Source organism: Pseudomonas sp. ASL9 (genome assembly GCF_056680335.1).
On record NZ_CM155277.1, the window covers coordinates 3,926,103 to 3,946,026 of the forward strand.

Sequence of the window (19,924 nt, forward strand, 5' to 3'; positions counted from 1 at the left end):
CTTGCGCTGAAGCGGCCAATGCCATGATAAAACAACGCACCCTGAAAAATATTATCCGTGCCACAGGTGTCGGCCTGCACTCGGGGGAAAAGGTTTACCTGACCCTCAAACCCGCACCTGTGAATACCGGCATCGTGTTTTGTCGTGCCGACCTCGACCCTATGGTGCAGATCCCTGCCCGTGCGGAAAACGTCGGTGACACCACCCTGTCGACCACATTGGTCAGCGGGGACACCAAGGTGGACACGGTAGAGCACTTGCTTTCGGCCATGGCTGGCCTGGGCATCGATAACGCCTACGTCGAACTCTCTGCCTCCGAAGTTCCAATCATGGATGGTAGCGCAGGACCCTTCGTATTCCTGATTCAATCTGCCGGCCTGGAAGAACAGGACGCAGCCAAGAAATTCATCCGTATCCTGAAAGAAGTCACAGTGGAAGAGGACGGCAAAACTGCCACTTTCCTGCCTTTCGAAGGGTTCAAGGTGAGTTTCGAGATCGACTTCGACCACCCTGTTTTCCGTAACCGTACACAAAGTGCAACCGTGGATTTTTCCAGCACTTCTTTCGTTAAAGAAGTCAGCCGCGCACGTACCTTTGGGTTCATGAGTGATATCGAGTACCTGCGCAAGCACAACCTCGCACTCGGCGGTAGCGTAGAAAATGCCATTGTGGTCGATAAAGACGGCGTGCTTAACGAAGATGGCCTGCGGTACGAGGACGAATTCGTCAAACACAAAATTCTGGATGCAATCGGCGACCTTTACCTGCTGGGCAATAGCTTGATAGGCGAGTTCCGAGGCTTCAAATCCGGGCATGCACTGAACAACGTCCTTCTTCGCGCATTGATTGCGCAGACAGACGCTTGGGAAATCGTGACCTTCGAAGACGCCAGCACCGCACCGATCTCTTACATGCGTCCTGTTGCGGCCGTGTAATTAGTACTCTCTTTCCTTTTATGTTTTAAGGCCACCTTCGGGTGGCCTTTTTTTATGGTTTTTTGATGATTGCCGGGGGATGCAAGAACAATCCCACTAAATTGCGCGACGTCTCCTACTAGGTTTGTCGGCGGTACGGGATACCTTTGGTCGGCTCATCTACCCAAAATTACCGTTCACTCCGACAGGAAGAACGGCGATGTCCATTACCCCAACGTTCACGCTCAGCATCAAAGGGAACCAGGACCACGAGTTGCTCGTTTTAGCCTTTTCGGGCGAAGAAGCCATCAGCGAGTGCTTCGAAATTACCGTCGATGTGGTCACCGAACGACCGCCCCGCGAGCTGGAAAGCCTGCTGCATAAAGAAGCCTACCTGGCCTTTGGCGATCAGGGGCTGCACGGCCATCTCTACTCCATCCAGAAAGGCAAAGTGGGCACCCGGCTGAGCCATTACCAACTGGTCATGGTGCCGTTTCTGAGCTATTTGCAGCACTCAAGCAATCGGCGGATTTTCCAGAACCTGACCACTGAAGCCATCATCCGCGACGTACTCGAAGGGCATGGCTTGCTGAACGGCTTGCACGTGCACTTCAACATCGGCCCGGAGAAGCCGGTCCCGCATGAGTATTGCGTTCAGTACGAAGAATCCGACCTGCACTTTGTCAGCCGTTTGTGCGAGGCCGAAGGCTACTTCTATTACTTCAAGCACACCCCGGAAGGGCACCAACTGATCTTCGCCGATCAGGAAACCGAGTTCTATCACGCGGGCAATCCCACCGTGGCGATGCCGTTTCGACCGATCAACGGCATGGCTTCCGAGCATCCGGTGATCCAGGCGTTCGGCGTCTGCCTGAGCGCCCGTTCCAGCCGTGTCACCCACCGCGATTACGACTTCAAAAACGCGCACATCTCGCTAGAAGAGGACCGGGACTCCAAGGTATTTCCCAACCTTGAGGCGTACATCTACCCCGGAGAATTTGATACCGCGCACGAAGGACAGGTGCGAACGCGACGGGCACTGGAGCGACTTCGCGGCGATGCTGAACTGGCCCAAGGTCAGAGCAACCAGCCTGCATTGCGCAGTGGTACGCCGTTACAGCTAGAAGAGCACCCGGAGCCGGGTTGGAACGTGGTCTGGCTGCCGACGTGGGTTTTTCATGATGGCAGGGCCCCCCACGTGCTTGAAGAGTACGCGGTCAGTGACGAGCCGGTGGCGCTCGGTCGAATCACTCAGGGTTACCGCAATGAGTTCATCGCCCTCCGGGAGGCGGTGCAGTTTCGACCGCCCCTCAAGCATCCGATCCCGAAGATTCAAGGCATGCAAACCGCCGTGGTGACCGGCCCAGCCCAAGAGGAAATCCACTGCGATCAATACGGGCGGGTAAAAGTCCGTTTTCACTGGGACCGCAGCGAAGAAAGCGAGAGCACCAGTTGCTGGGTGCGGGTGGCCTCCAGTTGGGCCGGTGCCGGGTATGGCGCCGTTACCATTCCGCGCGTGGGCATGGAAGTATTGGTGGCCTTTGAAGAAGGGCATGCCTGCAAGCCGATTGTGGTCGGGTGCCTGAGCAATAACACCAAGGCGGTGCCCTACAGCCTGCCTGAAAACAAAACTAAAACCGTTTTACGCAGTAAAAGCACCGGGGGAAATTCAGGCTTCAACGAGTTACAGCTTGAAGATAAAAGCGGGGCGGAACGGATCTACCTCCGCGCCCAGCGCGACATGGAGCAGTTGATCCAGAACGACAGCCGAATCGAAATCGGCAACGAACGTCTGGAAACCATCAAAGGCAACAGCACCACTGTGCTCAAGGCCGAGGAAAACGCCACTGTCACCGGTGCTCGCAAGGTGCAGTTGCTCGCCGACGATCATCTTCAAGTTGCAGGCGGCAGCCACACCCGCGTCGGTGGCGACTTATTGATGTCTGCCGGCCAAGAAATCCATATCACCGGCGACAACATCGTCATCGATGGCGGCCTCACCTTAAGTTTGTCGGTCAACGGCCAACACATCGTCATCAATCCGGCGGGGATTTTCAGCAGCACGCCGATTCAGGTCGGTGGCGCGCCAGTGCCAGGCACGCCCGCGATGCCGTTGGCGCCCGGCGAGGTGCCTGTGTTGGTGCGCGACGTTCTGCCGGGCGATCAGAAACATAACCTGGTCGTTGAGCATCGATCGCGCTGCGTGCTCTGTGAAGAGGCTGCGAAAGCATGAATACGCTCACTGCACTTTCTCAGGACCTGCCTCAGGACCTGCCTTGGGATCAGGGACAGGCCGTGCTGCTGCTCGATGGCGCAGCGGTACCCGACTTACCCCTCAGGCTGGCGGCGTGCGCGCCCGGCATCCTCAAAATCCCGCTGTACAAGGAAACGCGTTTCAACGCCATCAGCGATATTTCCCCCTTGTTGGTGGCCATCGGGCAGCCCGACGATCCGGCGTTTCAGTTCTACCTCGAACATGCCGCGCAGGAGTGGGGCTCGTTGCTGTTCACCCGAGAACCGCTTAATCGACTGACGAAGCATCTGCGCAAACTGCTGACAGTACACGTCGTTGAGGGGCCCGAGGTGATGTTGCGTCTGGCTGATCCAGCGGTGGCGCACGCCTTGATCGGCGCGCAAGGCCGCGACGAGCGTTTGTTCGGGCCGATTCATACCTGGGTTATTCCTGACCGCGTCACGGGAGGTTGGCATCGGCACACGCGTGCGCTGACGACGCCTGCCGACTTGCCAAAGCGGTATGAGTTGAGCACCGAACAGAATGCCGCGCTGGATGCCGTCGACTTGCGTCGAGCCACACTGGAGCTCGATGCGCACCTGCTAGCGTATTTTCCCGACTGCCGTGTCAGGCCGTTGCCGGAGCGTTGGCCTGCGCTCGACCGACAGGTCCGCACCGCCTACGCGCAGGGGTTCACCAGCCAGTCCGACCTGACGTATTACGCCAACATTTTCGCGTGGCTGGGATCGTCGCCCCTGGAACAACACCCACAGATTGCGCGGCTGCTGAGCACCCCCTCGGCTCAGACACCCAGTGTTCGCATCGCCGCAGCCGCCCAACTGGCAAGCGCCTGGGCTTCGGCCCACTCGGCAGACAAGGACCGCCCATGACCCAAAATCGCCGCAAAGACCCCAACCTCGCTGCCGCCGCCGAATCCAAAAGCGATGTCCTCGGCTACGGCATGTGCCCCTTGCGCCAGCCCAAGGTGCAGTTACTTCCGTTGCGTTACGGTCTGGTCGAGCGCGCTGATCCGGCGACCGAATTGACGCTGCCTTATGCGCTGAAAAGCCGGCCGTTGGGCGTGCGCCTGTTGCGCGACGGCTGGCTGTACATCATCGACAGCGCGACCCGCGAGCTGCACGAATACCGCGTTCTCGAAGGCGTCATCAGCGCGTTGCTCTGGCAAGGTGCCGAGGTCAGCAGCGACCAACGCGAACCGCAGAGCGCGGAACCGGCCTTGGTATTTGCCAGGAGCAGCACCCTGCATGTCAGTTTTGCCGACGTGCAATGGACCGCCGCCCAATGCAACCGGATGTTGAACGACGCCGACGAGCGCGCGCACTTCATGCAGGCTGTCGGGCTCGCCAACGTCAATTGCGAAACCGGTGGCAAGGACCTGCTCACCTTGCAGCAGACCGAGCGCTGGCTGGCTGAATTGGCTGAAGATGATGCGCTCCTGCCCGATGCCGACTTGCCGGCGAAGGAACGCATGCCTTATCTGTGGGAAACCCCCAAACGCTTTCGCGAGGCGCATGTCGGCGAATTACTAAAGCGCGTGCTGCCGCTTTACCAACACGACACACTGTGTCTGGTGGTGCACGACGATATCGGCGTATTGACCGATCTGGCCAACTATCAAGACGCGGTGGTCGGCTGGATCGAGGGGTGGGCCGAGGGTGGCGCGCAGCAGAACGCCAACGAGCGCGATTACTTGCTGGCCTGTTACATCGAATCCCTGACCCTGCTCAATGAAAGCAACCTGACGGGACTGGCCAATGCCAGTGATGATCCGGCGATCAAGGCCATGCTTCAGGACCTGGATGACCTGCCGTCACCACAGCGCAACCATGCCGGGCGCGCATTACTCGATCATTTGAATAACAGCGGACAGGCCGTTTCCAGTCAAAAAGCCGATCCCCCCGAGGCCTTGCTGGAGCAGCGTGAGGAAGCGCTTGATCAGTTTCGCAAGGAGCAAGGTTTTTTCGGCAGCCTCGCCTTGGGGTCGATCAAGGTCGTAATCCTTCAGGATGTTGACTGGCGCTATCACACTCGCCAGTTCATGCGGCCAGCGCCGGACGATTTTGTCGAGCGCCACCTCAAGGCGCTGGTCCAGTTGGGCAAAGAGCAGAACCAACGCATCAAGGACGTGCTCGCAGGTGCGAAAATCGGGCAGCGCGGCGTCAATGAGCTGATCGACCGCGCGGCCATGGATCACGTGCTGGCTGAGCACAGGGCAAATCTGGCGCGCTGGAATCCCTTGCTCGACCTCATCAGCGAAGACCGGGTGGCGTTGGTCGCTGCCGACCGCTTCCATCGCGCCGCCTGGTATTTCGATGCGCAACAGGCCGCGCAGCAACTGGCGGCGTTCAGCGCCGAATATGCCTGCCTGAAAGACATCTGCCGCAGCGACACGTCCAGCCAAGCGATGCTCGAGTGGCTGGAGAAAAATCCGCAGTTCGGCCTGCCGCTCCTGCATACCTTGCCGTTGAGCGAACAAAGCCAACTGACCACCCAGTACGCCACGCTGGTCAACGTCGGCTATGCGCTACTCAATAATCTGCCGCACTGGATCGGCGAGTGGCAACGGATCACCCAGGGCAAACTCCCGGCCCTCGATCAGTTGCCCGACAACGTTCGCGTGGTCGCTGAAGGCGCGCGCGATACCTTGGCGCCAGCCCTGAGTCGCGGAATGGAACGGATTCAAAGCGCATTCATCCAGGGTATTCAACGCGAACAGATGCCGGACCTGGACCACCTGTTCCGCAACCTGCCCAAAGCCCTGCCGGGGCGAATTCTCGAAGCCGCAAAACGCGAAGGCGCGACCTTCACCTTCGCCACCCCGGCCGAACAAACCGCCTTGCAGAACGACCTCAAAGAAGTGCTTGAGCAGCGTCGACAACTCAAGTGGATCACCCATGAACGCAACCAGATCATCCGTCGCAGGGACCACAAAGAGCCCGAAGCGAAAAAATTGCAGGCCGAAATCTACCAAATTCGCGGGACACTGGACACGATAGAGGCGCGCCTGGCCAAAGCCATCAGCCCCATCCCCGAACTGCCCCATGAATCCGTAAGGCTATACGGCGCCGCGCAGGGCAAGGCGGGCGTGACCTTGCTGTTCCCGCCTGCGCAACAGCGCGAGTTGGGGCACTTGATGGGCAATGTGCGCCAGGGGATACAGACTGCACCGAAGCTGAATGTGCTGGGCGATGGGGTGGGGGTGCTGGTGTTTGTGGCGCAGATGGTGAACTTGATAGTGGTGGGGAGGGAGGCTAGGGCGCAGACGTGGAGCGATGAGGCGTTTCGTTCATTTGTTGTTGCCCTTACAGCTACTGCCACTTCTGGGTTTACGGCGGTTCGTGGGATTTTTGACACTGCCTTGACGGCTAGGGCTGCCGCGCTGGCGAGCGTTTTCCAGCGGCATGCTTTGAATAACGTGCATGTGCAGTTGGGCAAGATGCATGTTGGATTGGGAGTGTTTGGTTCACTCTTTGGGATTTTTGCAACCGGCGCTAGCCTCAATGCACACCATAGCAATTGGCAGCAGGCTGTGCGTAGCGGCAACCGTACCCTTCAAAACAGCGCGACGTTGGCCATGGTGGGTGCTGGGGGGCAGCTAGTCAGTCATTTTTATGATTTCGGGCACGTCGGATATTCGGCATACAAAATTCTGATCGCTAGGGACCGCGCGGCACGTACTGCGGCTTGGGCCGCCGCTGGAGTACGGATGTCGACAGTGTTCTTTCGCGTCAATCTGGCCGGCGCGTTTTTCACCGTCGTTGAACTGGGTGGCACCTGGCTCTACAACCGCCACACAATGGCTGGAAAGCACCCCATGGAGCCTGGACGGTAACAAACGTCAATTTTTGAGCCTCGGCGAATATCAACGAAAGTTGACGTGGCTGTTGCAGGTGCCACAGGTACAGGTCGGTCCTAAATTCCACAGCGACCGCTGGCAAGACATGCTGCGCCAAGCGCCGCGCGGCGCGATCCATCTAACACTGCCCGGCCTCAGTCTCGCCAACTTGCGAACACCTCTGTCGGATACGCCCTCTCATCGCCTGAGCATCGCCGCGTATCGGATCATAACCGCCCAGTGGGAGCGCGGGTTTGACAGCGACCAATGGGCCATCGTCAGTGAGCGGGTGATTGCCAGTTTGCGGGTGGTGCAGTCCGCGCCATTGATACTTCGGCTGGATTACCCGGATGAATGGGAGAGACCCTCGACCGTGGCCAAGGCCGCACTGGTCCTGGCTGTTGCCGTGCAAACCTACGACAGCGAGGGTGAGGCCCAGACGCATCTCTACCACCTGCGGCTGGACCCTAATGGCGAAGGTGTTTTCCCGGTGGCGCCCTTTGAGCCCCGATACGATACGGCGAAGTTGTTCACGGTCGACCCGCTGACACTGGAGGGCGCTGATGAGTAAGGCGCCTGAAATTACCCTGCAAGAACCGCAGCTTCAGCAACCCAAACAGGCGGGTGATGTGGAGCCGTTTCCCAGCGGTCGCGTCACCTACTTGGCTCCGCTGCCGCTGCCCACGCAATTGCCGCCGTGTTGTCCTGCCGTTGGGGAACTCAATGATGTTTATTTGGACTTTGGGCTGGGTTCGCCACAGGCCTTTTCATGGCAGGTTACCTTGGGTGGCCCATTTAATTTTTTTGTCGCGGCCAGTTTTCTGTTGCCGCTGATTGGTGGGTTGATAGTTATGTCGATGGGCGCTGAGTTGCCCGAGGTTTGGGAGGTGATCGTTGGAACGCACCGAGTAGGCTGGGGAATGACTGTGGGAATCAGTCTTTTGGCATTTGCCACTTACCTCATCATCTGGTTCTACATGCACAACAAATACGAAGAAGTCATTCCCACCCGTTTCAACCGTCAACGCCGTGAAGTGTGCTTCATGCCCGAGGATGCTGAAGTGCCGGTTTTCGTTCAGTGGGAGTCCCTCTCGGCCTGGGTCATAGAAGCTCAAGGCGCCAATCAATACGGTGTGCAGCGTCAGTACGGCATGGGGTTGGGCTTTTTCTATAACGATCGGGTGGTCAGCGTCGAATTTTCCTGCGCCGCACTGCCCATCGCCATCAGCAACTGGGAAGCCATCCGCGCGTACATGGAGTACGAAGTCCACACCCTGAAAGAGATCACCGACCCCCTAGACTTACAAGGCCCCGACGACCCGCCGCACGAAGGCCTGCACACCTTCCGCAACGCCCGCGCTCGCCTGCATCAGGAGATTCGCGACAAGCAACGCGGCTGGGTCTATGGCTTCTTCTGGTACCTGTTTCACGTCATGACCTTCTGGACCTTGCCGTTTCACCTGACCGAGTGGGAAGTCGGCCGGGTCAAGCGCATGGCTCGTCAAGCGCTGCCAGAGACCATGCGCGACTGGTCGGAGCCGCTGCCTCAAGCGCAATGGGCCAAGCCCAGTCCCGAATTGCTGAGCATGAGCGCGCAGGTTCGGGCGTTGCATAAACGCAATCCACAACGCCCGATCCCGGATATTTTTGCCGAGGTTTATCGAGCCGAGAAATCGGGGAAGCGCAGCGCATGATGGGCAGTCGTACCGACCCGCTGACACTGGAGGGCGCTGATGAGTAAGGCCCCTGAAATAACCCTGCGCGAACCTGAGCTGGGTGGCACCTGGCTCTACAACCGCTACAACACCTCGCCCCATGATCAATGGCTGGAAAGCACCCCATGGAGCCTGGACGGTAACAAACGTCAATTTTTGAGCCTCGGCGAATATCAACGAAAACTGACTTGGCTGTTGCAGGTGCCACAGGTACAGGTCGGTCCTAAATTCCACAGCGACCGCTGGCAAGACATGCTGTTGCAAGCCAGCCCCGGCAGCATTCATCTGACACTGCCCGGCCTCAGTCTCGCCAACCTGCGAACACCGCTGTCGGATAGGCCCACTCATCGCCTGAGCCTCGCCGCTTACCGGATTATCACCGCCCAATGGGACCGCGGCTTCGACAGCGATCAATGGGCCATCGTCAGTGAGCGGGTGATTGCCAGTTTGCGGGTGGTGCAGTCCGCGCCATTGATACTTCGGCTGGATTACCCGGATGAATGGGAGAGACCCTCGACCGTGGCCAAGGCCGCACTGGTCCTGGCTGTTGCCGTGCACACCTACGACAGCGAGGGTGAGGCCCAGACGCATCTCTACCACCTGCGGCTGGACCCTAATGGCGAAGGTGTTTTCCCGGTGGCGCCCTTTGAGCCCCGATACGATACGGCGAAGTTATTCACGGTCGATCCGCTGACGCTGGAGGGCGCTGATGCGTAAGGCGCCTGAAATAACCCTGCCCGAACCGCAGCTTCAGCAACCCAAGCAGGCGGGTGATGTGGAACCGTTTCCCAGCGGTCGTATTACCTACCTGGCTCCGCTGCCGTTGCCTACACAATTGCCGCCGCAATGTCCTTATGTGGGGGAGCTTAACGATGTGTATTTGGATTTTGGATTGGGGTGGCCGGGGGCTTTCTCATGGCAGACCAACTTAGGCCTCCCATTTAATTTTTTTGTCTTGGCCAGTTTTGTGTTGCCGCTAATCTTGGGGTTGATAGGTCTTTCGGTCGGCTATAGCTCGTCAGAAGCTTGGGAAGTGATCGCTGGAACGCACCGCGCTGGCTGGGGAATGACGGTGGGGGTCACACTTTTTGCTCTCGCCATCACCCTCCTTATCTGGTTCTACGTCCACAACAAATACGAAGAAATCATCCCCACGCGTTTCAACCGTCAACGCCGTGAAGTCTGTTTCGTCCCCAACGACGAAAGCGAACCCGTAATCGTGCCTTGGGAATCGGTCACCGCCTGGGTGATTCAAGCCCAGGGCGCCAATCAATACGGCGTCCAACGTCAATACGGCATGGGCGTGGGTTTTTACCATGAGGCCAGCGGCGAGCGTTTTACCTTGGAGTTCGTCTGCCCCGCACTGCCCATCGCCATCAGCAACTGGGAGGCCATCCGCGCCTACATGGAGTACGAAGTCCACACCCTGAAAGAAATCACCGACCCCCTAGACCTGCAAGGCCCCGACGACCCGCCCCACGAAGGCCTGCACACCTTCCGCAACGCCCGCGCTCGCATGCACCAAGAGATTCGTGACAAACAGCGCGGCTGGGTCTATGGCTTCTTCTGGTACTTGTTCCACGTCATGACCTTCTGGACCTTGCCGTTTTACCTGACCGAGTGGGAGGTGGGTCGAGTCAAACGCATGGCTCGTCAAGCGCTGCCAGAGGCCATGCGCGACTGGTCGGAGCCGCTGCCCAAAGAGCAATGGGCCAAGCCCAGCCCCGAGCTGCTGCGGATGAGCGCTCAGGTCCGGGCGCTGCATACACATCATCCGCAACGCACGATCACGGAGATTTTTGCCGAGGTTTATCGCGCCGAGAAGTCGGGGAAGCGCAGCGCATGATGGACGGTCGTCAGTGAGCAAGTGCCCCACGCGGTCTCACGAAAATAAGTCTACGTCCTGCATCGGTAGAGGATTTACCTCAACCCTTGGGCTTGCCATGACTCGCCAACCGCTCCAGCGCGGCACGCAGATTGGGGTCGGTAATACCCTCTGCCGTGGCCTGGATGCTTTCTGCGGCGATGGCCGACAGATGGATGGTATGTCCTGTTGCGCCCTGCTGGACGGTTGGCGGTTGCACTTTGAACAGGATGCGCGTCAGGCTGGCGAACTCTTCAAACGCGACCAGTTGGCGTTGCAGGCGCTTCTGTTGATAGCGCAGGCGCGTGGCCCAGTGACCGTCGGTCACGATCAGCAGCAGGCTGCCTTCGCGCCATGAAGCGACGTGGCAGTGTTCACGAGCGGCCGGTTGCAGCTGGGTTTCGAGCAGGCGCTGTAAATGCGCCAGGCGTTGAGCGTGGTGGAATATGGCTTTAAGCGGCTTCGCTTCGCGGAGCAAGACGGCCGGCGCCCTTGCCGAGAGGGGACGAAATGCCATTTGGGACACCTTGAGTTACAGAGCGGCCATGTTAGCAGAAAGCGCCCGCACGGCTGCGTTAGATGGGTTTTTCGTGCTTTTATCGGCAAATTCAATGAGTCACTTCACCCCTTGATGGGTTGAAGTCCAGAAAAACGGCCCTATTGTAAAGCTGCCCCGTTAGAGCACTGTGTCGGCATCGTGGAATAACGCCACTTTCCTCACCAGCGTTTCCGGGTAGAATGCTCGTTCGCATGCGGCCATGAGGGCTGCACGGGCGACTCACGGGGCCGCCCTCCATCCCTATGTGTGGAAGATCCTGTCGATATGTTTGCGCCTTTGTTAAAGAAACTTTTTGGAAGCAAGAACGAGCGTGAAGTCAAACGCATGCTCAAGACGGTCATAACCGTCAATGCCTTCGAAGAGCAAATGGTGGCCCTTTCGGACGAGCAATTGCGTGCCAAGACCGAAGAGTTCAAGGCCCGTTTAGCCAAAGGTGAAACCCTCGATCAACTGCTGCCTGAAGCATTTGCTGTTGCCCGCGAAGCTGGCAAGCGTGTCATGGGTATGCGCCACTTCGACGTCCAGTTGATTGGCGGCACGGCCCTGCACGAAGGCATGATCGCTGAAATGCGTACCGGTGAAGGCAAGACCCTGGTGGCAACACTGGCGGTTTACCTGAACGCGCTGTCCGGTAAGGGCGTGCACGTTATTACCGTGAACGACTACCTGGCTCGTCGTGACGCCAACTGGATGCGTCCGCTGTATGAATTCCTCGGTCTGACCGTCGGCGTTGTCACGCCTTTCCAGCCGCCGGAAGAGAAGCGTGCTGCTTATGCGTCGGATATCACCTACGGCACCAACAACGAATTCGGTTTCGATTACCTGCGCGACAACATGGCTTTCAGCATGGAAGACAAGTTCCAGCGCGAGCTTAACTTCGCTGTAATCGACGAAGTCGACTCGATCCTGATCGACGAAGCGCGTACGCCGCTGATCATTTCCGGACAGGCTGAAGACAGTTCCAAGCTGTACACCGAAATCAATAAGCTGATCCCTAAACTCGAGCAACACATCGAGGAAGTGGAAGGCGTCGTTACCAAGGCCGGGCACTTCACCGTTGACGAGAAAACCCGTCAGGTCGAACTGAACGAAGCCGGTCACCAGTTCATCGAAGAGATGCTGACTGACGTAGGTCTGCTGGCCGTTGGTGAAAGCCTGTACTCGGCCCATAACCTGGGCCTGTTGACCCACGTTTATGCCGGTTTGCGTGCGCATAAGCTGTTCCACCGCAACGTCGAGTACATCGTTCAGGATGGGCAGGTTCTGCTGGTTGACGAACACACCGGGCGTACCATGCCGGGTCGTCGTCTGTCCGAAGGCCTGCACCAGGCCATCGAAGCGAAGGAAGTCCTGAATATTCAGGCCGAGAGCCAGACCCTGGCATCGACCACCTTCCAGAACTATTTCCGCCTGTACAACAAGCTGTCCGGCATGACCGGTACGGCCGATACCGAGGCGTTCGAGTTCCATCAGATCTACAGCTTGGCGGTAACGGTCATTCCGCCGAACAAGCCGCTGGCGCGTAAAGACTTCAACGACCTGGTCTACCTGACGGCCGAAGAGAAGTACGCCGCCATCGTCACCGATATCAAAGAATGCCTGATCCAGGGTCGTCCGGTACTGGTGGGTACGGCAACCATCGAAACCTCCGAGCACATGTCCAACCTGTTGATCAAGGAAGGCATCGATCACAAGGTTCTGAACGCCAAGTATCACGAAAAAGAAGCCGAAATCATCGCGCAGGCCGGTCGTCCGGGTGCGCTGACCATCGCCACCAACATGGCCGGTCGTGGTACCGACATTCTGTTGGGCGGCAACTGGGAAGTGGAAGTCGCGGCCCTGGAAGAGCCGACCCCTGAGCAGATCGCTCAGATCAAAGCCGACTGGCAGAAACGCCATCAGCAAGTGATCGAAGCGGGCGGCCTGCATGTGATTGCTTCCGAGCGTCATGAATCGCGCCGTATCGATAACCAGCTGCGCGGTCGTGCCGGTCGTCAGGGCGATACAGGCTCCAGCCGTTTCTATCTGTCGCTGGAAGACAGCCTGATGCGTATTTTTGCCTCTGATCGGGTGAAAAACTTCATGAAAGCGCTGGGCATGCAGTCCGGCGAAGCGATCGAACACCGCATGGTGACCAACGCGATCGAAAAAGCGCAGCGTAAAGTCGAAGGCCGTAACTTCGACATTCGCAAGCAACTGCTCGAGTTCGATGACGTCTCCAACGAACAGCGTAAAGTGATTTACCACATGCGTAACAGCCTGCTGGCTGCGACCAACATTGGTGACACCATCGCTGACTTCCGCCTGGACGTGCTTAACAGCCTTGTCAGCCAGCACATTCCGCCACAGTCGCTGCCAGAGCAGTGGGATGTCGCGGGTCTGGAAGCGGCGCTGAACAGCGATTTCGGCGTTCAGCTACCGATCCAGCAGTGGCTCGACGAAGACGATCATCTGTACGAAGAAACCCTGCGCGAGAAGCTCCTGCACGAACTGCTGGCGGCTTACAACGATAAAGAAGAACAAGCCAGTGCCGAAGCGCTGCGTTCGTTCGAGAAGCAGATTCTGTTGCGTGTCCTTGACGACCTGTGGAAAGACCACCTGTCGACCATGGACCATCTGCGTCACGGGATTCACCTGCGTGGTTATGCGCAGAAGAACCCGAAACAGGAATACAAACGCGAGTCCTTCGCGCTGTTCCAGGAACTGCTCGATTCGATCAAACGCGACACTATCCGTGTGCTGTCCCACGTTCAGGTTCGCCGCGAAGATCCTGCCGAAGAAGAAGCCCGTCTGCGTCAAGACGCCGAGGAACTGGCTCAGCGCATGCAGTTCGAGCACGCTGACGCACCCGGTCTGGATCAGCCCGAAGCGCTGCTGGAGGAGGGCGACGTTGCTGTCGCAGCCGTACCGGTTCGCAACGATCAGAAGTTGGGTCGCAACGAATTATGCTGGTGTGGTTCAGGCAAAAAATTCAAGCACTGCCACGGCCAGATCAACTAAGTTCAGCCAGGCGTTGTTAACCTGAGATACCCCGCGCCGCGACCGGCCTAGCCGTCGCGGCGTTTTTCCATCGATTGAGCCGTACCGATACGGGCGGCGCAGATAGCTTTCAAGGAGCGCACTTCATGGCTGTTGGTCTTGGTCCTTTGCCGACGTTGCACCCGGTTCCTGGTTTTGAACTTGGCATTGCCTCTGCGGGTATCAAGCGCCCAGGGCGCAAGGACGTGGTGGTCATGCGCTGCGCCGAAGGTTCTCGTGTGGCGGGTGTGTTCACGCTGAACGCGTTCTGCGCAGCGCCAGTGATTCTGGCCAAGCAGCGTGTACAAGGCCCCGTGCGTTATTTGCTGACAAACACCGGTAATGCCAACGCGGGTACCGGTGAGCCAGGGCTGGTCGCAGCCGCGCGTACCTGCGCCAAACTCGCGGAGTTGGCGGGTGTCGACGCCCATGCCGTACTGCCTTATTCCACCGGCGTGATCGGTGAACCGTTGCCCGTGGAGAAAATCGAAGGCGCGCTGCAAGCCGCCCTCGACGACCTGTCTGTGGATAACTGGGCCGCTGCGGCGACCGGGATCATGACCACCGACACCCTGCCCAAGGGTGCGAGTCGTCAGTTCCAGCACGAAGGCGTGACGATTACCGTCACCGGCATCAGCAAAGGCGCTGGCATGATTCGTCCTAATATGGCGACCATGCTTGGCTACATCGCCACTGACGCCAAGGTTGCGCAGAGCGTGTTGCAGGACCTGCTGCGTGACGGGGCGAACAAGTCGTTCAACCGCATCACCATCGACGGCGACACCTCGACCAACGACTGCTGCATGCTGATCGCAACGGGCAAGGCCGCACTGCCGGAGATCACCGAGGCCAAAGGTCCGTTGTTCGCCGCGCTTAAACAAGCAGTGTTCGAAGTGTGCATGGACGTGGCTCAGGCCATCGTCCGTGATGGCGAGGGCGCAACCAAGTTTGTCACTGTCGAAGTCAACGGTGGCGGCAATCATCAAGAATGCCTGGACGTTGCTTACGCCGTCGCGCATTCGCCATTGATCAAGACGGCCTTGTTTGCCTCCGATCCCAACTGGGGCCGTATCCTCGCCGCTGTGGGTCGCGCTGGTGTGCCGGACCTGGACGTCAGCAAGATCGACGTCTTCCTCGGCACCGTGTGCATCGCCAGCAAAGGTTGCCGTGCGACCACCTACACCGAAGAGCAGGGTTCGGCGGTCATGGCTGAAGCTGAAATCACCATCCGCATCGAGCTGGGCCGTGGTGAATGCCGCGAAACCATCTGGACCACCGACCTGTCGCACGAATATGTGAAGATCAACGCGGAATACCGTACGTAATTTGGACCCGCACTTCAGCTGATTTTGTGGGAGCGAATTTATTCGCGAAGGCGGTATGCCTGACGTACCGCCTAGCATTTTTCGCGAATGAATTCGCTCCCACTTGACGTGACCTATCCGACCTCCTGGAGAGTCCCGAACATGAGCTTGCATCTGATTATCGGCGACAAACGCTTTTCTTCCTGGTCCCTGCGCCCTGCGCTGGCGCTGGACATGATCGGCGCGCCCTATACCGAACAAGTGATCTGGCTTAATCAGCCAGACAGTCGGCAGCGGGCGCTTGAACATTCGCCGACCGGCAAAGTGCCACTCCTGAAAACCGAACACGGCACTATCGCGGATTCTCTGGCGATTATTGAATACCTGGCCGAGCGTTTTCCCGACGCCGGTCTCTGGCCGCAGGATATCGCCGCTCGGGCCCAGGCGCGTTCCGCCTGCGCGCAGATGCACAGCGGGTTCATGGGCTTGCGCACGCACATGGGGTTCGACCTGCGGCGTGATGGGGCGCTGGACGTGATCCCTGCTGACGCTCGGGCCGATATCGACCGGATTGTTGCGCTGTGGGCTGAATGCCGTGCAGCGGCCGTTGAGAGTGGTCCTTGCCTGTTTGGTAAACTGAGCGCGGCGGATGCGTTTTTCGCCCCGGTTGCAGTGCGCCTGCGGACCTATCGCGTGGCATTGCCCGCCGAGGCTGCGGCGTATGTTGAAACAATTTACCAATGGCCTGCCTTTCAGCGCTGGCAGAAAGCAGGTCTAGAGGAAGTGGTGCGGTGAAACGAGTTCATGTAGCAGCGGCAGTGATCCGTGGCAACGACGGCAAAATCCTTATCGCGCGACGTGCGGGTACTCAGCACCAGGGCGGTTTGTGGGAGTTCCCTGGTGGCAAGGTCGAGGCCGGTGAAACGGTCGAAGCGGCGCTGGCGCGTGAGCTGTTGGAAGAGCTGGGTATTGTTGTGGTCACCACTCGCCCGCTGATCAAGGTTCAACACGACTACCCGGACAAGCAGGTGTTGCTGGATGTCTGGGAAGTGTCGGCATTCACCGGTGAGCCGCATGGCGCCGAGGGCCAGCCATTGGCGTGGGTGTCTACGCGCGAGCTGGCAGATTACGACTTTCCGGCAGCCAATCAGCCTATCGTCTCGGCAGCACGCTTGCCTGGCGAGTACCTGATCACCCCTGAGGGGCTGGAAACGCCTGAACTGCTGCGCGGTTTGCAAAAGGCGATCGCCGGGGGTATCAAGCTTGTGCAACTGCGCTCGCCGAACGGGTACGACCCGCAATACCGCGACTTGGCCGTGGATGCTGTCGGGCTGTGCGCAGGCAAGGCACAGCTGATGCTCAAAGGGCCGCTAGAGTGGCTGGGTGACTTCCCTGCGGCTGGCTGGCACCTGACAGCGGCACAGTTGCGCAAACTCGCCAGCGCAGGTCGACCGTTCCCTGCGGAACGCTGGTTGGCGGCTTCCTGTCATAACGCTGAGGAATTGGCGCTGGCCGAACAGATGGGTGTGGATTTCGTCACCCTGTCTCCGGTGCAAGCCACACTCACCCACCCAGACGCTCTGCCGCTGGGCTGGGAGCAGGCAACGCAGTTGATCGCGGGCTTCAGCAAACCCGTGTTTCTGCTCGGTGGTGTGGGTGTCAATGATCGCCAGCGTGCCTGGGAAAGCGGCGCGCAAGGGGTGGCAGGGATTCGAGCGTTTTGGCCTGAGGTCTGACGAGTTTCATTCGCCCCCACAGCCTGCGTGGGAGCGAATTTATTCGCGAAGGCGTCGACACAGACGCCGTCATTTAGGGCTTCGGCGCAGCCTGCCAAAGAATCTCGGCAATTCCCTGGCGCTTGGCAATCAAGCGCGCTGCAACGAACAGCAGGTCTGACAGTCGGTTGATGTAGGCCAGGCCAACCCCGGCCAGGGGTTCGATGGCATTGAGGTGTTGGCAGCGGCGTTCGGCGCTGCGTGCCAGGCTGCGACAAACGTGGGCCTGAGCAATCAACGCCGAACCACCCGGCAGAATGAAGTTTTCCAGCGGTCCCAGCTCTTCGTTCCACAAGTCGATGGCGGCTTCCAGTCGTTCGATTTCAGCGTTGTCGAGCGCTTGATACACTGGCATTGCCAGTTCGCCACCCAGATCGAACAAGCGATGCTGGCAAGGTTCAAGCACTTCGATCAACTCGCCCAAGCCCGGATAACGCTCGGTCTGCTCGGCCAGCCCTGCGAGCAACACGCCCACTTGGCTGTTCAATGTATCGACCTCGCCAATGGCCTCGATACGCGGGTGGTCTTTGGGTACGCGGCGGCCATCACCGAGGCCGGTTTCGCCTTTGTCGCCAGTGCGCGTGTAAATTTTTGACAGGCGAAAGCCCATACTTATAACTCCGAAAAAGGCGGCTCCTGCGCGTTGAGCATGTTGCCAGCCAACGGCAGGCGTAGTGTGAAGCAGGTGCCCTGGCCAGGGGACGATTGCACTTCCATCTGGCCTTTGTGGTTGTTGGTGATGATGAAATACGACACAGACAGCCCGAGCCCTGTGCCCTGACCGATTTCCTTGGTGGTGAAAAACGGCTCGAAGGTGCGCTTTCGTACACTCTCAGGCATACCGATGCCATTGTCCTCTACCTGAATCTCCGCCCACGGCGGGTTTAGGCGAGTACGCAGGGTGATGCGCCCCGGTTCGGCATCACTTGCCCGCTGGTGAATGGCCTGAGCGGCGTTTTTCAGTAAATTGAGCAGCACCTGCTCCAGTTCGTTCGCTGTGCCGGGTACGGGGCCAAGGTTGGGGTCGAACTGGCGGGTGATGGCCTGACCCTTGAAGTCGAAGCCGATGGTCAGGTCAAAGTCGTTACTGGCGATCTCTACGGCCTGATCAATCAGGGCGGGCAAGTCGCAGGGCGCCATCTGTCGGTTGCTGAGGCGGCTGAAACTGAGCATGTGGCTGACGATTTTGGCTGCGCGGGCGCCGGCCTGCTGGATGCCGTCGAGCAGTTTCGGCACTTCACGGCTTTGCAGGTATTGGTTGACCGTCGCCAGATCGATGCCGCTCTGTTCGGCCTGTTCAATGTTTTTTGCCAGATCCGGCGACAGGCGTCGGCGAATGTTCTGCACGTTATGCAGGATTGCACCTAAAGGGTTGTTGATTTCGTGGGCCATGCCGGCTGCAAGGCCGCCGACTGATAGCATCTTTTCTGACTGCACCATCATGTCCTCCAGCGACAGCCGCTGGGTGATGTCATCAATCCGAATCACCACACCACGGCCTGCGCTGCCCATCAGGGGGTAGAAGGTCAATGCGTAATGGTGGGGCACTTCATCTTTGACCCAGGTCACCCGCTCTATCTTGGTGACGGTGTGCCGCTCGACCGTTTGTTTGATTTTCGGCAGGAAAGCCTTCATGGGCTCAAAGGCGAGAAAAATCGGTTGATTGAGGGCTTCATCCAGCGGCGTGCCGGAGAGGGCGCTGGCCTCCTGATTCCACTGCGTGACATACAACTGTTCGTCGAGCGCGATCAGCGCCGACGGCATCGAGTCGATGATGCTGTTGAGGTAGTTTTGAAAACCGGTGAGTTTCTTCTCGATCTTGCTGCGCACCTGGACTTCGAGCTCAAGCTTGCGGTTGGTGTGACGGGTTTCTTCTGCCAGGCCCTGCGCCTGGTCATAGGCCTCTTGAGAGTCGTCCCGTGCGCGCTTGAGTTGCTGTTCCCGGGCTTCAATGCGCGAGAGCATGGTATTGAAGGCTTCAGCCAGGCTACCGATTTCATCGTCATTGCCCCGCTTGGCGCGCAACGCATAATTCTCCTCACGGGTGACCTGACGCGACAACTCTTCAAGCTGATAGATCGGCTCGGTGATCAGGCGTCGAATCTGCCGGGCAACGATTAGCCATAGCAGCACGCTGAACACCAGAATCCCCAAGCTGGCGGTGAACGTGCCGGTATAAAACGCCATCGGCAGCTCGCTGCTGGCCACCAGCAACAAATGGCCCGGTGCTTGTCCCGCTTTGGGGATATTAATCAGTTGGGTGCTGCGAAACTCGGTCAGGCGCCAGCCTTCTACGTTCTTGTAGCGGTCGGGTAGCTTGAGTTTTTCTCCCTGCTGTACCTGCGCCAAACGGTCGCCGTTGTTGTCGTACAGCGCTGCCGCACGCAATGGGGTGTAGCTATTGAGTTCCTTGAGCAAGGCTTGGGCGTTGGTCGTCGAGGTCAAGGCCTCTTGGGTGAGACTGGGGCTGCTGATCAGCCGGCCAATGGTCTGCAAGGCCTGTGGCGCCATGCTTTCCTGGGAAATGTAGTAAGCGGCACTGATAAAGGTCAGGTTGGCCACCAACAATACGGTGGTCAACAAGACCAGCAAGGCTGCCAGAAGCTTCTGGCCCACCGGTAGGTTTTCTAGGCGCTGGCGCAATGGCATCGGGCGAATCACATGCGATTGAGGAGTCAGCAGGGTA

Annotated in this window: 15 protein-coding genes; 12 read left to right on the forward strand and 3 right to left on the reverse strand. The window is 58.7% G+C overall.

Annotated features, from left to right (window positions below):
* Positions 1-23: 23 nt before the first annotated feature.
* The 8 genes from lpxC (at position 24) to AC1ME2_RS18245 (ending at position 10,564) form a co-directional block, all read left to right on the forward strand.
* Positions 24-935 carry a UDP-3-O-acyl-N-acetylglucosamine deacetylase gene (gene lpxC, locus AC1ME2_RS18210; RefSeq protein ID WP_480435706.1) on the forward strand — a complete coding sequence of 304 codons (912 nt, stop codon included), beginning with the start codon at positions 24-26 and terminating at the stop codon, positions 933-935.
* Positions 936-1,134: 199 nt separating this feature from the next.
* A complete protein-coding gene (tssI, locus tag AC1ME2_RS18215; protein WP_480435708.1) occupies positions 1,135-3,147 on the forward strand; it encodes a type VI secretion system tip protein TssI/VgrG in 2,013 nt (670 codons plus the stop codon).
* Positions 3,144-4,037, forward strand: a complete 894-nt coding sequence (locus AC1ME2_RS18220; protein ID WP_480435709.1) for a DUF4123 domain-containing protein — start codon at positions 3,144-3,146, stop codon at positions 4,035-4,037. Before tssI ends, AC1ME2_RS18220 begins: the two co-directional genes overlap by 4 nt.
* Complete coding sequence (locus AC1ME2_RS18225) at positions 4,034-7,000, forward strand: toxin VasX (RefSeq protein ID WP_480435710.1); 2,967 nt, start codon at positions 4,034-4,036, stop codon at positions 6,998-7,000. The genes AC1ME2_RS18220 and AC1ME2_RS18225 overlap by 4 nt, the downstream gene beginning before the upstream one ends.
* A gap of 13 nt (positions 7,001-7,013) precedes the next feature.
* On the forward strand, positions 7,014-7,574 hold the full coding sequence (locus AC1ME2_RS18230) for a hypothetical protein (RefSeq protein ID WP_480435711.1): 561 nt from the start codon (positions 7,014-7,016) through the stop codon (positions 7,572-7,574).
* The gene (locus AC1ME2_RS18235; RefSeq protein WP_480435712.1) at positions 7,567-8,697 is read left to right on the forward strand and encodes a hypothetical protein; all 1,131 of its coding nucleotides are present in this window, start codon (positions 7,567-7,569) and stop codon (positions 8,695-8,697) included. Before AC1ME2_RS18230 ends, AC1ME2_RS18235 begins: the two co-directional genes overlap by 8 nt.
* A 39-nt stretch (positions 8,698-8,736) precedes the next feature.
* Complete coding sequence (locus tag AC1ME2_RS18240) at positions 8,737-9,435, forward strand: hypothetical protein (protein ID WP_480435713.1); 699 nt, start codon at positions 8,737-8,739, stop codon at positions 9,433-9,435.
* Positions 9,428-10,564 carry a hypothetical protein gene (locus tag AC1ME2_RS18245; protein WP_480435714.1) on the forward strand — a complete coding sequence of 379 codons (1,137 nt, stop codon included), beginning with the start codon at positions 9,428-9,430 and terminating at the stop codon, positions 10,562-10,564. Before AC1ME2_RS18240 ends, AC1ME2_RS18245 begins: the two co-directional genes overlap by 8 nt.
* 79 nt (positions 10,565-10,643) lie before the next feature.
* Here AC1ME2_RS18245 and AC1ME2_RS18250 read toward each other — a convergent pair whose 3' ends face one another.
* A complete protein-coding gene (locus AC1ME2_RS18250) occupies positions 10,644-11,099 on the reverse strand; it encodes a DUF721 domain-containing protein (RefSeq protein WP_480435715.1) in 456 nt (151 codons plus the stop codon).
* A gap of 306 nt (positions 11,100-11,405) precedes the next feature.
* On the opposite strand from AC1ME2_RS18250, the gene secA reads away from it, so the two are divergent.
* The 4 genes from secA to AC1ME2_RS18270 all read left to right on the forward strand — a co-directional run bounded on the left by secA (position 11,406) and on the right by AC1ME2_RS18270 (position 17,199).
* Entirely contained in the window at positions 11,406-14,141 is a 2,736-nt protein-coding gene (gene secA, locus AC1ME2_RS18255; RefSeq protein ID WP_480435717.1) for a preprotein translocase subunit SecA, read from the forward strand.
* A 125-nt stretch (positions 14,142-14,266) separates the two neighbouring features.
* Positions 14,267-15,484 (forward strand): bifunctional glutamate N-acetyltransferase/amino-acid acetyltransferase ArgJ, encoded by a 1,218-nt coding sequence (argJ, locus tag AC1ME2_RS18260; RefSeq protein WP_480435718.1) that lies wholly within the window; start codon positions 14,267-14,269, stop codon positions 15,482-15,484.
* Between the two features lie 141 nt (positions 15,485-15,625).
* Positions 15,626-16,258 carry a glutathione S-transferase family protein gene (locus AC1ME2_RS18265; protein ID WP_480435719.1) on the forward strand — a complete coding sequence of 211 codons (633 nt, stop codon included), beginning with the start codon at positions 15,626-15,628 and terminating at the stop codon, positions 16,256-16,258.
* Complete coding sequence (locus AC1ME2_RS18270; protein WP_480435720.1) at positions 16,255-17,199, forward strand: Nudix family hydrolase; 945 nt, start codon at positions 16,255-16,257, stop codon at positions 17,197-17,199. The genes AC1ME2_RS18265 and AC1ME2_RS18270 overlap by 4 nt, the downstream gene beginning before the upstream one ends.
* A gap of 73 nt (positions 17,200-17,272) precedes the next feature.
* On the opposite strand, the gene AC1ME2_RS18275 is transcribed toward AC1ME2_RS18270, so the two are convergent.
* Positions 17,273-17,848 (reverse strand): cob(I)yrinic acid a,c-diamide adenosyltransferase, encoded by a 576-nt coding sequence (locus tag AC1ME2_RS18275; RefSeq protein ID WP_480435721.1) that lies wholly within the window; start codon positions 17,846-17,848, stop codon positions 17,273-17,275.
* 2 nt (positions 17,849-17,850) lie between these two features.
* Positions 17,851-19,887, reverse strand: coding sequence for a sensor histidine kinase (locus AC1ME2_RS18280; RefSeq protein WP_480442205.1), 2,037 nt, complete (start codon positions 19,885-19,887; stop codon positions 17,851-17,853).
* Positions 19,888-19,924 lie beyond the last annotated feature (37 nt).